This is a genomic window from Pedosphaera parvula Ellin514 (assembly GCF_000172555.1).
GTDB lineage: Bacteria > Verrucomicrobiota > Verrucomicrobiia > Limisphaerales > Pedosphaeraceae > Pedosphaera.
The window spans coordinates 67,064-82,618 of the sequence record NZ_ABOX02000013.1 but is presented as its reverse complement, the minus strand read 5'-3'; the positions used below and the strand labels follow the sequence as shown (position 1 = coordinate 82,618).

The 15,555-nt window shown below is 53.8% G+C and carries 15 protein-coding genes; 4 read left to right on the top strand and 11 right to left on the bottom strand.

What is annotated here, in order from left to right; translation table 11 throughout:
- Positions 1-2: 2 nt before the first annotated feature.
- From CFLAV_RS12465 to CFLAV_RS12455, 3 genes are read right to left on the bottom strand one after another with little or no spacing between them, the layout of a single operon-like run.
- Positions 3-923: an ROK family protein gene (locus CFLAV_RS12465; protein ID WP_007415090.1), complete on the bottom strand. Its 921-nt coding sequence runs from the start codon at positions 921-923 to the stop codon at positions 3-5.
- A gap of 21 nt (positions 924-944) precedes the next feature.
- Positions 945-1,520 carry a thioredoxin family protein gene (locus tag CFLAV_RS12460; RefSeq protein ID WP_040548441.1) on the bottom strand — a complete coding sequence of 192 codons (576 nt, stop codon included), beginning with the start codon at positions 1,518-1,520 and terminating at the stop codon, positions 945-947.
- Positions 1,521-1,576: 56 nt separating this feature from the next.
- Positions 1,577-3,388: a chloride channel protein gene (locus CFLAV_RS12455; protein ID WP_007415088.1), complete on the bottom strand. Its 1,812-nt coding sequence runs from the start codon at positions 3,386-3,388 to the stop codon at positions 1,577-1,579.
- A 190-nt stretch (positions 3,389-3,578) separates the two neighbouring features.
- Here CFLAV_RS12455 and ligA point away from each other — a divergent pair, with 190 nt between their 5' ends.
- From ligA to CFLAV_RS32255, 3 genes are all read left to right on the top strand, one after another.
- Entirely contained in the window at positions 3,579-5,621 is a 2,043-nt protein-coding gene (ligA, locus tag CFLAV_RS12450; RefSeq protein ID WP_007415087.1) for an NAD-dependent DNA ligase LigA, read from the top strand.
- 133 nt (positions 5,622-5,754) lie between these two features.
- On the top strand, positions 5,755-5,970 hold the full coding sequence (locus CFLAV_RS12445) for a hypothetical protein (RefSeq protein WP_040548440.1): 216 nt from the start codon (positions 5,755-5,757) through the stop codon (positions 5,968-5,970).
- Between the two features lie 296 nt (positions 5,971-6,266).
- Positions 6,267-9,083, top strand: coding sequence for a PAS domain S-box protein (locus tag CFLAV_RS32255; protein WP_007415085.1), 2,817 nt, complete (start codon positions 6,267-6,269; stop codon positions 9,081-9,083).
- An 8-nt stretch (positions 9,084-9,091) separates the two neighbouring features.
- On the opposite strand, the gene CFLAV_RS12435 is transcribed toward CFLAV_RS32255, so the two are convergent.
- From CFLAV_RS12435 to CFLAV_RS12420, 4 genes are all read right to left on the bottom strand, one after another.
- Positions 9,092-10,666 (bottom strand): glycoside hydrolase family 57 protein, encoded by a 1,575-nt coding sequence (locus CFLAV_RS12435; RefSeq protein ID WP_007415084.1) that lies wholly within the window; start codon positions 10,664-10,666, stop codon positions 9,092-9,094.
- Positions 10,667-10,755: 89 nt separating this feature from the next.
- Entirely contained in the window at positions 10,756-10,986 is a 231-nt protein-coding gene (locus CFLAV_RS12430) for a hypothetical protein (RefSeq protein ID WP_007415083.1), read from the bottom strand.
- Complete coding sequence (locus tag CFLAV_RS12425) at positions 10,983-11,387, bottom strand: hypothetical protein (protein WP_007415082.1); 405 nt, start codon at positions 11,385-11,387, stop codon at positions 10,983-10,985. Before CFLAV_RS12425 ends, CFLAV_RS12430 begins: the two co-directional genes overlap by 4 nt.
- 4 nt (positions 11,388-11,391) lie before the next feature.
- Entirely contained in the window at positions 11,392-12,822 is a 1,431-nt protein-coding gene (locus CFLAV_RS12420; protein WP_007415081.1) for a DUF4912 domain-containing protein, read from the bottom strand.
- Between the two features lie 215 nt (positions 12,823-13,037).
- Here CFLAV_RS12420 and CFLAV_RS12415 point away from each other — a divergent pair, with 215 nt between their 5' ends.
- Positions 13,038-13,454, top strand: coding sequence for a response regulator (locus CFLAV_RS12415; protein WP_007415080.1), 417 nt, complete (start codon positions 13,038-13,040; stop codon positions 13,452-13,454).
- A 62-nt stretch (positions 13,455-13,516) separates the two neighbouring features.
- Here CFLAV_RS12415 and CFLAV_RS12410 read toward each other — a convergent pair whose 3' ends face one another.
- Genes CFLAV_RS12410 through CFLAV_RS12395 form a run of 4 tightly spaced genes read right to left on the bottom strand, consistent with a single transcriptional unit; the run spans position 13,517 to position 15,390 of the window.
- Positions 13,517-13,831 (bottom strand): YhbY family RNA-binding protein, encoded by a 315-nt coding sequence (locus CFLAV_RS12410; RefSeq protein ID WP_040548372.1) that lies wholly within the window; start codon positions 13,829-13,831, stop codon positions 13,517-13,519.
- Between the two features lie 18 nt (positions 13,832-13,849).
- On the bottom strand, positions 13,850-14,242 hold the full coding sequence (locus CFLAV_RS12405; RefSeq protein ID WP_007415078.1) for a translation initiation factor: 393 nt from the start codon (positions 14,240-14,242) through the stop codon (positions 13,850-13,852).
- A gap of 15 nt (positions 14,243-14,257) precedes the next feature.
- Positions 14,258-15,088 carry a LolA-like protein gene (locus CFLAV_RS12400; RefSeq protein WP_007415077.1) on the bottom strand — a complete coding sequence of 277 codons (831 nt, stop codon included), beginning with the start codon at positions 15,086-15,088 and terminating at the stop codon, positions 14,258-14,260.
- On the bottom strand, positions 15,088-15,390 hold the full coding sequence (locus CFLAV_RS12395; protein ID WP_007415076.1) for a hypothetical protein: 303 nt from the start codon (positions 15,388-15,390) through the stop codon (positions 15,088-15,090). The genes CFLAV_RS12400 and CFLAV_RS12395 overlap by 1 nt, the downstream gene beginning before the upstream one ends.
- Positions 15,391-15,555: the final 165 nt, after the last annotated feature.

Sequence of the window (15,555 nt, the reverse complement as noted above, 5' to 3'; positions counted from 1 at the left end):
TTCTACTTTACCTGTCTCGCCAGTTCCAGCGCCCCCACCGGCACCGCATCTTCCCCCAAGCCAGCCAATAAAATCCTTGGACCGGGCTTAAATGCTCCCATGATAAAATATTCCAGCGCCCTCTCCACCGCCGCCCGCAACGGCTCACCCACATGCGAAAGCCCGCCTCCAATGACAAGCACTTCCGGATGAAAGAGATGCACCACATGCGAAAGTCCAAATGCCAGATCCTCCGTTACCTTTTCCAGCAGCTTTCGGGCAACTGCATCTTTTTGTTGGAGCGCGGACGCAAGGTGCTTTGCTTCCCCGCCTGTTGCACCTTCCGTCAGTTTGCATAACAAACTTTCCGGATGCCGCTCCTTAAGCTCACGAATTCTTGCATCCACTGCCCACCCCGAGCAGCGTGATTCCAAAATTGTTCCCCGCCGGTCCAACCGCACGTGCCCGATCTCCGATTCTCCTGGCTTCGCACCATGATAGATGCTGCCGTTCAGCACCAAACCACCGCCCACTCCGCTTCCGAGCGTCACATAAAATGCCGGATTAAAACCAACCCCGGCTCCATGCAGTGCTTCACCCAACGCGGCCACGTTGGCATCGTTATCCACTACGACCGGCACATTCGCCAGGCCCTTAATCCAGCCAACCATGTCGAATTCCGACCAACCCTCGATCTGATGCGATTTACAAATCTTCCCGGCTTTCCAATCCACCGGCCCACCGAAACCGACTCCTATCGCTGCTGGCTTTACGCCGGGCACGATCTTGCCAAGAGTTTCCTCTATCTGTTTGCGTATCCCCTCAGCTCCCTGAACCCGGTCGACTGTGAATCGATGTCGTTCCAAAATCTTTGCGGCACCGTCGCCCACGACGATCTGCAGCTTCGTGCCACCGATCTCGATCCCGATGTAGTTTTGTTGCATGAGAATCAGCCGGAGCCGGAATCAGAAATAATCCGGTGCATTCCCGGATTTCCACTTGATGTTACAACCCATGCTCGCCTTTTGATCCTGCGAAACCGGTTTCGCTGCCAGCACAGCCTCCACTGCGTCACGCAAATCCCTGCCTGTCACTGGCAATCCGTTGCGCGGGCGGCTCTCATCAAATTGCCCGCGATACACCAGCTTTTTCTCCCGATCAAACAGATAAATGTCCGGCGTGCAGGCTGCGCGATAAGCCTTTGCCACCGCCTGCGTCTCATCGTAAAGATAAGGGAAGGTGTAACCCGCCGACTTTACTTCTTCCTTCATGGCTGCGGGACTATCTGCCGGATAACCCGTTGCGTCATTTGAACTGATGGCCACAATCCCGACTCCTTTGGCTTGGTAATCACGCCCAAACTGCGCCAAGCCCTCACGAATATGCTTCACGTAAGGACAATGATTGCACATGAAGATAACCACCAACGCCGGGGCATCTTTGAAATCTGCCAGCGAAACAGTCTTTCCGTTGGTATCCGGCAAGTGGAAATCGGGCGCGCTCGTGCCGAGCGGCAACATGGTTGAAGGTGTCAAAGCCATGCCGGAAATTTGATTCTCCGCCCGACACTTGTCCAGACTGAATGTGAACGCTGAAACTATTTGGCGAACTTCGGCCAGCGCAACGTTCGCGCCAGCCACGGATGTTTCTCGCGCAAATCTTCTTCTTCCATGTGCTTGGTGCGCGCCGCCATGATGTTTGCCCGCCCCAAGTAACCAACAATCCGCTTTGGGTTACTTCGCTCCACCACCGGCAATCGCCCCACGTCCTGCTTCAGCATCTTGCTGATCGCCACGTTGAGCAGTTCATCTGTGTACGTGACAACGGGATTTTTCTTGCCCGAATCCAGCACGGTATTTTTCTCAGCGGCCTTTCCCTGCAATGCACGCACCACATCCCCACGCGTAATAATCCCTACCAAATCACCACTCCCATCCACGATCAACGTCCCTTGGCGACGCGTCAGTTGCGGATCACCCTGGGCAATCAGGTCCGAGAACTGCGTCACCGGCATATCACCGGGGATGGTGGGTGGATTGGCATCCATTACGTCGCCCACGCGCAATAGGCTGAACAGATCGACACTGTATTCACAACTGATATGCCGTCCCCGGCGCGCAATTTTCTCGGTCAGGATGGATCGCCGCAAGAGCAACACCGTTACTCCCAGGGAAGCAATGCAACCAATCATCACTGCTGGCAAGGCATTCAAATCATGCGTCAATTCCAGCGCAAAAATCGTCCCTGTAAATGGTGCACGCATGGTGCCGCCCATCATCGCCCCCATTGCCACCATGGCCCAAAGCCCGGTATCGCCTATATGAATCCAACGCGACAACAACGCCCCCAGCGCGCCGCCCATTATGAGCAACGGAGCCAGCACACCGCCGGAAGTTCCCGATCCCAGCGCGATGGACCAGACGATCGCCTTGCCAATCAGCAAACCCAAGACCGCCGCTCCGACCAATTCCCCGCGCAACAATCCGTGAATTAATTTGTATCCCACCCCCAACACCCGCGGATCAATGTAACCACCGATGCCGACGAACACTGCACCAATCGCCGGCCACCACATCCAATGAATCGGCAACTTTTTGAAAGCATCCTCGAGCGCATAAACCAGGGTGGTGACGGCTCCGGAGGCCAAACCAGCGGCGATACCCACCACGCCAGCGACCAACAGCTCAGCACCTGTCATGGCTCCATGAGGTAATACCGGGAAGATCGGTCCCGCGCCCAAAAGAGGAACACGCATGGCCGAAGCCATGATGGCAGACACCGCCACGGGAATCAAACTGCGCGGCTTCCATTCAAAAAGCAGCAATTCCACCGCCAGCAAAATTGCTGCAATGGGCGTCGAGAAAATGGCAGCCATGCCGCCAGCCGCACCCGCGACCAGCAAGGTCTTGCGTTCAGCGGCAGTCAGATGAAAATATTGAGCAAACAAGGAACCACAAGCCCCGCCGGTCATGATAATCGGCCCCTCCGCGCCAAACGGACCGCCAGTTCCAATGGAAATGGCTGAAGAAATCGGCTTCAATATCGCCACTTTCGGCTCCAGTTTGCTTCGACCGATCAAAATCGCTTCCAACGCCTCCGGAATCCCATGCCCGCGTATCTTGGGCGAACCGTACCGCGCCATTAAACCAATGATAAGCGCACCGATCACCGGAATGATGATTACCCACGCCCCAATATGGGCATCCTGCGGCGTCACATCCTCCACCTTGAACCGGTGAAAGAAGGAAATATTGGTGATTAAGCTGATCAGCCAAAGTAATCCGTACGCGACACCGGCACTAATAGCGCCAATAATGGCGGCCATGCCGGAAAGCAGCAGAACTCTGGAATTGGTGGTAAAGTCGGATAGAGAATCCGAGATTTCGGGTGTATGTGTTGAATCGGTCATATCAAAAAATGTCGATCTACAAGGCCGGGAAGGAAGCCCGCACGCGAAGACAGACAACCAGACTATAAGTTTCATAACTGTTTGCTACAAGTGCTTTGTCCGCTTGCCACCGGCTTTAAGGAAAGGTAATTGATTGGGGGTGCAGCATTAATGCGTAAACAAGGCCCCAGCTTGAATCCTGAAGAAGCCCATGACTCATAACGAAGCCAAGACTCGACACACCCAGCTCGTCGAGGAAATTCGCGGCCACGACAATGCCTATTATGTCGAGGCGAAGCCCACCATCAGTGATCAGGCTTACGACCGACTCTATCACGAGCTGCTCGATCTCGAGAAAAAATTCCCCGACCTCATCACCTCCGATTCTCCCAGCCAACGCGTCAGCGGTGAGCCACTGAAAGAATTCAAGCCCGTCCACCATCTCTCGCCGATGATGAGTCTGGACAACACCTACTCACAGCAGGATGTCCGCGATTTCGTCGGCCGCGTCCAACGCTTGCTCCCCAACGAAACGTTGGAATGGATTCTGGAACCCAAAGTCGACGGCGTCGCCATCAATCTCAAATACGAAAAAGGAGTTTTCGTCTGCGGTGCAACCCGTGGCGACGGCACCACTGGTGATGACGTCACCTCCAATCTCAAAACGATCCGTAGCATCGCGGGCAAGCTCAAGGCTTCTGGCAGGAAACTGCCTGACGTCGTGGAAATCCGCGGTGAGGTTTATCTTCCCAAGGCTGCTTTTACGAAAATCAATGCGGAACGAGTCGCCGCTGGCGAGGAACCTTTCGCCAATCCGCGCAATTCCGCCGCCGGTTCGCTCAAGCAACTTGATCCTCGCATCGTCGCCAAACGCCCGCTCGACGTCATCGTCTATGGCCTCGGTGTATTTGAAGGGGCTGAACGGCCCAAGGAACATGACGAAGTGCTGGCCTGGTTGAAATCTGCTGGCTGCAAAACTCCCGAAAAAACCTGGAAGTGCTGCTCCGCCGATGAATTGATTGATGCCATCAACGAGCTCGATCAATTGCGCCGCAAGTTCACCTACGAAACCGACGGGGCGGTGATCAAACTCAATTCCTTCGCCTTGCGCGAAAGAATCGGTTTTACCTCCAAGGCTCCTCGTTGGGCCATTGCCTACAAATACGCCGCTGAACAGGCCGAAACCAAACTCAAGGCCATCACCATTCAGGTCGGCCGCACGGGCGCCCTCACTCCCGTTGCCGAACTTGAACCCGTTTTTCTCGCGGGCAGCACCATCAGCCGTGCGACCTTGCACAATGAAGATGAACTGCGCCGCAAGGACATTCGCGTTGGCGACACGGTCACTATTGAAAAAGCCGGCGAGGTCATTCCGGCCGTCGTGGGCGTGGTATTGACGAAGCGCACCGGCAAGGAAGTGCAGTTTCAATTTCCAACTCACTGCCCGGAATGCGGCAGCAAGGTCGCGCGCACGGAAGGCACTGAAAATGGAGCTGCCGGTGTCGTCTGGCGTTGTCTCAATGCTGCCTGTCCCGCTCAAATTCGTGGACGCATCGAGCATTGGTGCGCACGCGGCGCGATGGATATCGAAGGTGGCGGCGAAGCGCTCGTCAGCCAACTCGTCACGAAAGGGCTCGTCCGCGAAGTCTCCGATCTTTATTCACTCACCCTGGATCAAGTCGCCGGATTGGAGCGCATGGGCGAAAAGTCCGCGCAAAATTTTTTGGATGGCGTTCAAGCCAGCAAGACCCGCGACATGTGGCGACTCCTCTTTGGCCTCGGCATCTTGCATGTCGGTGCAGGTGTGGCCAAACGACTCGGCCGCCGCTTCACAACACTCGATGACATTTTTGCAGCCAGCCAGGAGCAGCTCACCGAAGTCGAGGACATTGGCGAAGTCATCGCCCACAGCATCGTGCAATGGCATCAGGAGCCGAAGAATCGCGAACTCATCGAGCTGCTCCGCAAAGCCGGACTCAATTTCAATTCGGAGCTCTATAAGCCCGCCGCCGCGTTGGGCCACTTCGCCGGAAAAACCTTTGTGCTCACCGGCACCCTGCCGACTCTCAAACGCGAAGAAGCCGCCGCGAAGATCGAAGCCCTCGGCGGCAAGGTCAGCGGCAGCGTCAGCAAGAAAACAGATTACATCGTTGCTGGTGAAGACGCGGGCTCCAAACTGGAAAAAGCCCAAAAACTCGGGGTCAAAATCATTGATGAAGCGGCTTTTCTGAAACTGTGCGCCAATGCAGTTTGATTACCCGACCCTTGGTAATTGCTATTCGCATGGGTCATCTAAAATCCTGGTCACAATAAGAATGTCGCCCGCGTTCAACTTCACCCGACTTGCAAACAGCTTTCGGCAAGTCGAGACTGGAAGGGAGGTACATATGCAAAATGCGAATTCACAAAGCTTGGGGCTGCGCATAGCAGGTGCATTGTTCGGACTGATAGCCGTGGCGCACCTGTTCCGACTGGTGATGCACCAAGATATCATTCTGGCTGGCTATCGGTTTCCGTTATGGTCAAGCGTAATAGCCTTTCTCTTTTTTGCCGGTCTGGCCGTCTGGTTGTTCGAGCTCGCCCGCTCTAAACACAATCAGTGAGCTCAGCCCCCAATTCCCTGATCAGCATATTGTAGGGAATCGTTGACCTGGAGAATATTGTCATCACTCCCACGCGCAGTTACTGTGAATAAGTCGACCCGAAACTCGATAAATCCCAAAAGCTCGGCAGCAAAGCCGTTGATGAATCGGTATTTCTGACGCTGTGTGACTGTTGATAAGTTTTAAGCTGTCAACACAGCGGATTGCTTGCTTTTCAAAAATCTCTTCGCTAGGGTACGTGGACAGACTCGGTCCCGTGAAAAAAATTAGGTCGAGCAATCAGAAGCTGTACCATCATGAAGCAACCTTCGCGGTTCGATGAAAGCCCCGATTCGACTCCCCAACATTCGTCCGCTGAACAACATCTGCGTGAAAGTGAGGCGCGTTTCCGTTCACTGGTGCTGGCCACAGCGCAGGCCATCTGGACAGCTGGACCCGATGGACGCCTCACTTCGAAAAATCCAAGCTGGGAAGCCTTCACTGGCCTGACTCATCAGGAAAGCGTCGATTTCGGATGGCTGAAGGCCGTCCACCCCGAGGATCAGCAACTTACGTTAAGTGCCTGGAAGACCGCAGTCGCCAACACTGCCAGTTATTCCATCGAGCACCGATTGCAGCGCCACGATGGTCAATGGCGTTACATGCTTACCCGCGCCGTGCCGGTCTTCGACGAACAGGGCCAGGTCCGCGAATGGATTGGCGCAAATACAGACATCACCGAACGCAAGCGGGCCGAATTTCGCGGCGCTGTATTCTCCGTCCTCGGCCAGCGCCTCAGCGCCGCCAGGACGCCGCGGGATGCCGCGAGGACCATTCTGGACGCTGCCGATCAACTCATTGGTTGGGACGGTTGTTTTCTCGACTCCTACTCCTCTGAACAGGATGTGATTAACAGTGTTCTGGCCATGGATTTGATGAATGGCTTGCGCACCGAAGTTGCTCCCAGCGGCGACGGTGGCGAACCGACCGCAACCATGCGCAGGGTTCTCGCCGAAGGCGCCCAGCTCATCCTGCGCGAGAACCCACAGTCTCAACCGAACAGTACGATGCGCTTTGGCGACGTGAATCGTCCGGCAGCTTCCCTGATGTTTGTCCCGATTCGCAGTTCGCTGAAAGTTGCCGGCTTCTTATCCATCCAGAGCTACAAACTCCATGCCTACTCCAGGGAGGATTTAAGAACTCTCCAAAGCCTTGCGGACTACTGCGGCGCCGCGCTGGAACGCATCCAATCGGAAGAAGCACTCCATGCTTCCGAACGAAAATATTTACTCCTCTTCGACCGCAACCCCAGCCCTCTGATCGTTTACGACATCGAGACGCTGCGGGTGCTCGCCGCAAATGAAGCCGCCATCCATCACTACGGATATTCCCGCGAGGAATTTCTGGCGATGACCCTCAAGGATTACCGTCCTCCAGAGGATGTTCCATTCCTGGTGAAAAAAATGCAGACCATGGGTGATGGCCTCCAACTGTTGGGCCCATTCCGTCATTTAAAAAAGGACGGCAGCATTATTCTCGTCGACATCAACTCCCACTCACTGACCTTTGAAGGCCGAAAGGCACGATTGGTGATGATGACCGACATCACCGAGCGCAAGCGAGCGGAAGATAATCTGGTGCGTTTGGCCACAGCGGTCGAGCAATCGACGGATATCATCATCCATCTCGATCTCGACGGGTTGATTGAATATGTCAATCCCGCCTTCGAACGCATTACCGGTTATGGTCGTGAGGCCATGGTTGGACGCCACATCAACAGTTTGCCGCAGGACGGAGAAGCGCACTTCGAATTCGCGCACCTGGTTGGCCGGATTGCGGTTTCCGGCAGTTGGAGCGGACGTTTCGTTTCCCGCAAGAAGGATGGTCAAAAGTTTGAAGCGGATGTTTCCATTTATCCCATTCGAGACGAGGGAGGGAAAATTACCAGCTACATCGCCGTGGAACGCGATGTGACCAGGGAGACAGCCCTGGAAGAGCAAGTGCGACTGGCCCAAAAAATGGAGGCCATTGGCTTGCTCGCTGGCGGCGTGGCGCATGATTTCAACAACCTTTTGCAGGTGATCATGGGTTATACCATGCTGGCACGCAGCGCATCGGAACACGAACTGGGGCATCATTTGGAACAGGTCCAGAAAGCTGCCGAACGAGCGACCCAGCTCACGCGCCAGTTGCTTGCCTTTGGACGGCGGCAGGCCATGCAGAAGACGGACACGGATATTAACCAGCTGGTGGCCGACCATCTCAAAATGCTCCGCCGTTTGATCGGAGAAAATATTGAAATTCATTTCCTCGCCGGCAAACATTTGGAAAATATTTTTGCCGATAAGGGCCAGTTGGAACAGGTGCTCCTGAACCTGTGCGTGAATGCGCGCGATGCGATGCCGAATGGCGGGCAACTCACGCTGGAGACACAAAACTTCGTTATTGATCACTCGTTCTGTGAAGATCATCCGTGGGCCAGGGCCGGGAATTTTATTCTGCTCACCGTAACCGATAACGGCATGGGGATGGACCGCGAAACACTCAGTCGCATTTTTGAACCCTTTTTCACGACCAAACCGAAAGGACGCGGCACCGGTCTCGGTCTTTCAGTTGTCTATGGAATTATTCGCCAGCATGAAGGACTGATTCATGTGTATAGCGAGCCTGGTTTGGGAACGACATTTAAGATTTATATTCCGATGGCCCAGCGTGTTTCCGAAATGGTGGAGCAGAATCTCCACACTGTCCCTCCGGGGGGAACCGAAACCATTCTCCTGGCCGAGGATGAGCCAATGGTCCGTCAATTGGCAGTCAAAACCCTCGAACGCGTCGGCTACCGGGTCATTGCCGCCAGCAACGGTGAAGAGACCTGCGATCTTTTTGCTCTGCATGCCAAAGACGTGGACCTGCTGCTGTTGGATGTTGTGATGCCAAAGTTGGGAGGCAAGGAAGCTTACAGCCGCATTAACGAAACTCACCCGGGTGTGCCGGTGCTCTTTTGCAGTGGTTACAGTGGCAACTCGCTGGAGGCGGGTTATTTCCAGGTGGAAGGTTTGGAACTGCTCCAAAAACCGTACAGCTCGAACGACCTGCTGCTAAAAGTTCGAGAGCTTCTCGAAAAAAGGAAATAGAACCTGCCTCAAGCCCAGTAGCGATAATCGATATCCGGAAAGATATTGTCCATAAACTCTATTTTCGAGAGCCACGCTTCGTCGATGCTGGTTGTTGTGAGTTGCTCGTGCAACGCAATGAACCGCAGAATATGATCCTTCACCCGCTTCTTTGCGTAATCCGGGCTCGTGCCCGTACGCATGATAAATGGCCAGTCACTCGCTTGCGCCAGCAATAACTCGCGCCCAGCCTGCTTCAGCGCCCGCAAGGTGATGCCATTCGCTTGTGGGTATCGGCGTGCCAGTTCTGTCATTCGCTCCTGTGCAATATGCAAATGGGGATAAATCCATTCATTGGTTTCGTTCAGCCAAACATTCCAATAACCTTCAGAGCCCCAACTCGACGCGCTGGGTGTTGCCACCTGCTGGGTGGGATGCTTGCACAAGTACTGATGGGGCGTGACCAAATCAAAAACCTTCTGGTCGTAATATGCCTTGCGCACAACGTAATTCAGAAACTCGGGACCTTCATACCACCAATGGCCAAATAACTCCGCGTCGTAAGGCGAGATGAGGATGGGAGGACGATCCATGATCGATGCCAGGTGCTGTACCTGCCTGATGCGTTCTCCCAGGAAGTGCCCTGCATGTTCGGCAGCCATGCTCAGGGCAGCATCGCGGTCATAAGCCTGCTTTTCCGGCGCATCACCCGAGATGCGATGATACTTGATGCCGGTAAAGCCGCGTTGGTTTGGGTCAGGCAGGTGCGGCCTCACATAATCAAAATCGAGATCAAAGCCGATATCACGATAGAAATCCCGGTAGCGCACATCACCGGGATAACCTTCGTGTTTACTCCAGACCTGCCTGGCGGATTCAAGATCACGGCCAAATGCGGCAATGCAGTTGGGAGTGAAGATGGGCGCAAAAACTCCGTATCGCGGGCGCGGGCGGGCATGCAAAATTCCGTGGGTGTCGATGACAAACCAACGGATGTTTGCCTCCTGCAAAACGTTTTCCACCCCTTCGACGTAGGCACATTCCGGCAACCAGATGCCGCGCGGGTCGCAACCGAAACAACTGCGGTAATGATCACGCGCCACCAGAATTTGTGCGCGAATGGATTGCGGATGATTGGCCATCAACGGCAGCAACGCATGGGTGGCCGCCGATGTTATAATCTCCAGCTTGCCCTGCTCCTGGAACTTGCGGAAAGCGCCCACGAGGTTGCGCCCATAGGAAAAGTAAGTGTCTCGTATGCCTATGAAGCGCCGCTGATACATCTGCGCCAGCGGACGCAAGGAATCGTCCCAGTGGGTGCGCAAGGCCTCCTTCTCCGCCAGTTCGATAAGGGAATCCAAATGCCCCAGATAGCGGTCCTGCAATAAAGGATCGAGCAGCATGGAGCAGAGCGTGGGCGACAAAGTCATGGTCAAGCGAGTATCCATGCCATCACGCAACCAGCCATCCATTACCTGGATCAAGGGGATGTAGGTCTCGGTGATTGCCTCGAAAAGCCAGTTCTCCTCGAGAAACTTGTCGTATTCGGGATGACGCACGAACGGCAGATGCGCGTGGAGAACCAAAGAAAGATAACCTTGCATGCCCGTGTATTAAAATTCCCAACTGCCAAAAACCTTCAATCCATTATTTAAAAACTGAAACCGGGCAGCGGAGCCCGCATTCAAAACTATCATTCATCAAAGTCCTCAGTCAAACGACGTGCGATGGCGGTGCTTTTTACCAGCAGAACGATGCCTATCACAAGCGGAATGGCGAGCCATAAAAAGCGTCCAGCATGCATGGGCACTCTGTCCTTTTGACTTTTAAGATAGTACAATCCCAGATTCATGATGCTTATCAGCAAACACCCTGCGGCCACCAATCGAATGACCGTTAACGCAATCCGATTATAGGGATTCATGCAACTGGCGCCATCTCGTTAAACATTTGCTGCACCCGGGGCCTTTGCAGCACCACGATGGTGAACACACCCAAAATGGTGCCAAATGGAAAACTCAGACAGTGAATCACCGCCATGATCACGCAAAAGAGGTGATGCCTCCGCTGCTTTAAAAAACGTCCCGTTAAAAATGTCAGGAACGCCATGGTCAGGCTGAGGAGAAAGACAAAGCCTCCAACAACCATCATGATTGGCACCAAAATCTGTGTCGGCGGCCCGTGAGGTCCCTTTGGAACGAAAGCCAGGACGCCGCTGATGACGATGAAATAGAGCAGAATGAAACACGTGGCCAGGAGGCCGAGCCCGGCCGCGATGTAATAAAAAATGGACAGCAGGTTCAGATGTTCCAAATCCCGATCCATAATATTAGCTCACGTTTTCAACCAGCGGCGGTTTCAGCGCCGGGTCTTGAGGATGTTTTCCGACCTCACCACGATAGGCGGTCGAGCGACCAAAACTCAGATCAGCCGCGCGGCCATCGGTTTGGTCGGCAGAAATCGCCATGGCAGGAAGATTATATTTGCCGTCCGGCAATGCGAATCGGTAGCTAAACGAACCGTCCGGACGCAGTTTAATCCTGCGCCCTCCAATCGTTACTGTCGCATCCGGCTCGGTGGCGCCATAAATGATGAGTTCCGCATTCACGTTGAACCAGAAACTCTTCTGACCCCGCTGGACGCCGCCAAATGGACTGGAAACGCTCGTGATCGCCCCCACCGGCGATGTGGGTTGTCCGAGTTGCATCACGCCCATCGAAGAGATCTCCTGTTGCAGTTGTCGGCGAATCAATTCGGTGATTTCTAGCGAGCCCATCCACACGCGACGAACCTTGTCCATGGTGATGATGGCCGACAACGCACGCTCCTGCTCAGCAGTCCACTTCATCACTGGAACAGTGCCCTCCTGCATTGGTATCTGATAACCGCTCGCCTTGAGTTGTCGCACGACTTCAGTCAGCGGCACATTCAGGCGCACCGCTTCTTTGGCCATTTCGACCAACTGGGTGAAGGGAATATCAATGGGAATGGTTGCGAACTGGGCCGTGACATCCTCGGACATGGTGTCCGGCGGAGTCAAAGTGGCTCCCGAAGTGGAGATCGTCACCCATTTGCCGTCCGGCTGAAAATATCCCAACTGCGCCAGGTATTTTTTTCCCGCCTGCTCCACCGGGACGAACCAATGATTCGATTCAGGATGGACATGGACGATGGAGATTGGCTCACCTTTGATTGCCTCCATGAAAACCTTTACGATGAGGTGTCGATCCACGGAAAGTGCATTGTATTTGCGCTGCTGTTCACGAGTCAGATCCCACCGGGCATAGAGCCAGTGGGGATCGCGGGCGGCCAGCAGCAATTGCTGGGTGCCATAGGCCTCGGGCAATTCACCGGCTGTTTCCACTCCGCCCAGATGCACTGGCGGCGGGACCGGCCCCAAGGCATAGCGCTGGCCTGGCCCGGTGGGCGCGGGAATGGTGGGTTGATCCCCTTCGAGGAGAATCGCAGGTATTTTTAAAGCCTTTTTGGCCGCAACTTTCTTTTTCAGTTTTGCCAGGACGGGCGGCTTCTCATTCTCAGGAATGGGAACTGGAGGAGGTGTTTTAGCTGCGGTCTTGGGCTTGGCAACTGACTTGGCCTTCTCTTTCTCTTTCGATGTGGCAGCCGCAACTTTCTCCGGGGCGGCTGTCTTGACCTTACCCGTGGCCTTCAGTTTGCTGGCCACCGCCGCGCTGCGTTCCTGAATCGATTTTGTGACCTTTTTTACGACCTTTTTAAAGGATGATTTGTCGGATTTCATAAGTGCCTTCGTGGGTAAGATGGCAGGTTCGGTACCTCAGATGGGTTAAATCTTACGTCGTGTGAGCCAACCGCGCAACGGGAATTTGTTTGAACCAAGGAACATACGAGTAACACCCCATTTCCAAAAATAGCGCTTAAAGACAACTTGCCAAGGTTTACAAATGGGTTTTAACTGTGCACGAACGACTGCGTTTCGCGAGAGGATTATCGCCAATGACTGAAACTAAAACGAACTGCTCCCACCCTGTCAAAAATTCCGGGGCCCTGATCTATGTGGTGGATGATGAGCCAATGTTGTTGGAATTGGCAACTGTCATTCTCGAACCGCAGGGTCATAATATAAAATCATTCCGCGATCCGGAAGTCGCCCTGCAAACCTACGCCAAAGCCAATCCCAAGCCGGCCGTGTTGATCACCGATTATGCCATGCACACCATGAATGGCATGGAATTGATCGAGCAGTTTCGGCGCATTGATCCAAACCAGAAAATCCTCCTGGTCAGCGGCACTGTAGGCGAAGACATCTTCCAAAACGCCCCGGCCAAACCTGACCACTTTTTGGCCAAGCCTTACCAGGCATCTGAATTGATTGACGTGGTGGCGTCATTGCTCAAGCAACAGCCACGCTAGGCTTCAGGCGGGTTGTAACTGAGTAGTTTTACACCTGCAACCCAGCCGACTGGCAAGGCTTTTCAGGAGGGATTGGAAACCGCGCCTTCTTCCGCCTTGGTCGCCTCAGCCTTTTTGCGGTAAAGGACCACTACGTTCCCAACGCGCATGACCAGATGGCTGGAAGTCTTCTCGGCCAATTGGGGGGAGAGGGTCTTTTTCTCCTCCTTGAAGTCAGCAAATTTGATTTTAACCAACTCGTGATGAGCCAGGGCTTCATCCACGCTCTTTAAAAAGGCTTCACTCAAGCCGGCTTTGCCGACTTTGAGAATCGGCTCCATCAATTGAGCCCGGGCCTTCAGTTTTCGTAACTCGGCGTTGGATAATGGCGTCTGCACACGAATAGCATCACGCGTTCAGGAGACTCCTGCAACTCGAAAACCTTCCTCTTCCAGCAACGTCCGGATGCGACCGGGTTGATCGCCCTGTATTTCGATGGTGCGCTCCTTGGTGGTTCCGCCACAACCGCAGGCTGCCTTCAGCTTGCCAGCCAGCGATTCGATGTATTTCAAACTGATATTCGGCGCGAAATCGTAGATGACAATCACCGTTTTCCCACCGCGATGGGCCTTTTCCTTGCGCAGCACCACCCGGCCATATTTCGAGGGCTTGGGCGGCTCCGAATTCTGAGTCGGAGCCGGTTTATCCGCCGGTCCGGGTGGCAATTCCCCGCCGACATTTAACGACGCGAAAGGATTATTCAATCCCTGCCCGGTTGGCGTCAGATCAATCTTCTGCTTTTTGGACATCGAGAAACCCCATTCTTAATCCCTGGCGAGCGATAGTTTACGGAAGTTGGTGGATTCCGATTTGGTCAACACCTTCATCGGTTCGAGGAGCTTGCGCCCTTCGAAAACGCCGTTGGACGCGCTGCTAAACCACGCGCCATCGGGCATGCGGGTCCGTTCCAGCACGAAATTACATTTTCTCAACACACCAATCATTCCGCCCCACAGGGCGACTTCATTTTGCAGGTGGGCATCAATCTTGGACAGCTCAAATTCCTGCTTATCCACCCATAATGTGCCCCCTACCTGATTGAGAAAACGATCCGTGATCTTCTTGACGGGCAGGTCAGCGCTCCGGGGTTGAAAAACGATGACGTAAGTGGGACGCCCGTTAAATTCCTTTTCCTCAACCAAAGTAAATTTAAAGCGCTCAATAATGTCGAAGGTAAGGAAGTTTTCACGGTTATCCCCTTTTTTATTGAGGCGTGAATCGGTGTACTTCTGGCGCTCCGCAGCTTCCTTCTCCTCCTGCTTCTTTAATTCCTCCGTTGAAAGACTCTGGCCGTTCAACTGCACAAGTTTTGCGGAGGTCCAACCGGATTCCACCAGCATCTGGTAAATTTTTTCCCGATGCTCCTTCACGTGCCCCTTGCTGTCCATCTCTTCAGTCACCGTATGCTTGGTGTAAGCATAATTCGGCTTGGCATCGCGGACCTCGTTGGATTCAGAACGCTTCACCGCCCGTTGCATGATCTCATCTGCGGTAAGCGAAGTCTGCCCATGGACGGTGGTGCTTGCAAGCAAGCCGACCAGGAGCGAACCGGCCAGTACAAGCACACGGCTGTGTTTGAGCAGACTTTTCATCATTATATGAGATTGCCGTGTTTCCGCGGCAATGGCAAGTAAATGGAGAGGGAAGAATTGCCTACAAGATATGTAGGAACCACTTGCAAAGTAACCTTCCGATACCTTCCGATACCTTCCGATACCTTCCGATGGCTTCCGACCTCAACCAGCAAACGCCCAATGTTTTTTCCTCTAAAAACTGAACCCTTGAAACTGAAAACTTCTCTCGCCACCGCCGTGATTCCCTGGAAACCCAACGCAATGCCTCTCAACGCACGACTGACAACCGGCCACCCCTCGTTCGGATAATTGGAAAATTTCATCTCAGTTTAACGCAAGATAGACCGAAGCACGTATTAATTGGCACCCACAAAATCGCTCAGACTTTCTCTCATTCATACGTTCATAATCATATTAAATGTTATCAGCAACTCTTTATACGGATTTTTATATCTTTTTTAGATTCCGTGTCAACTATTATTTCTTCC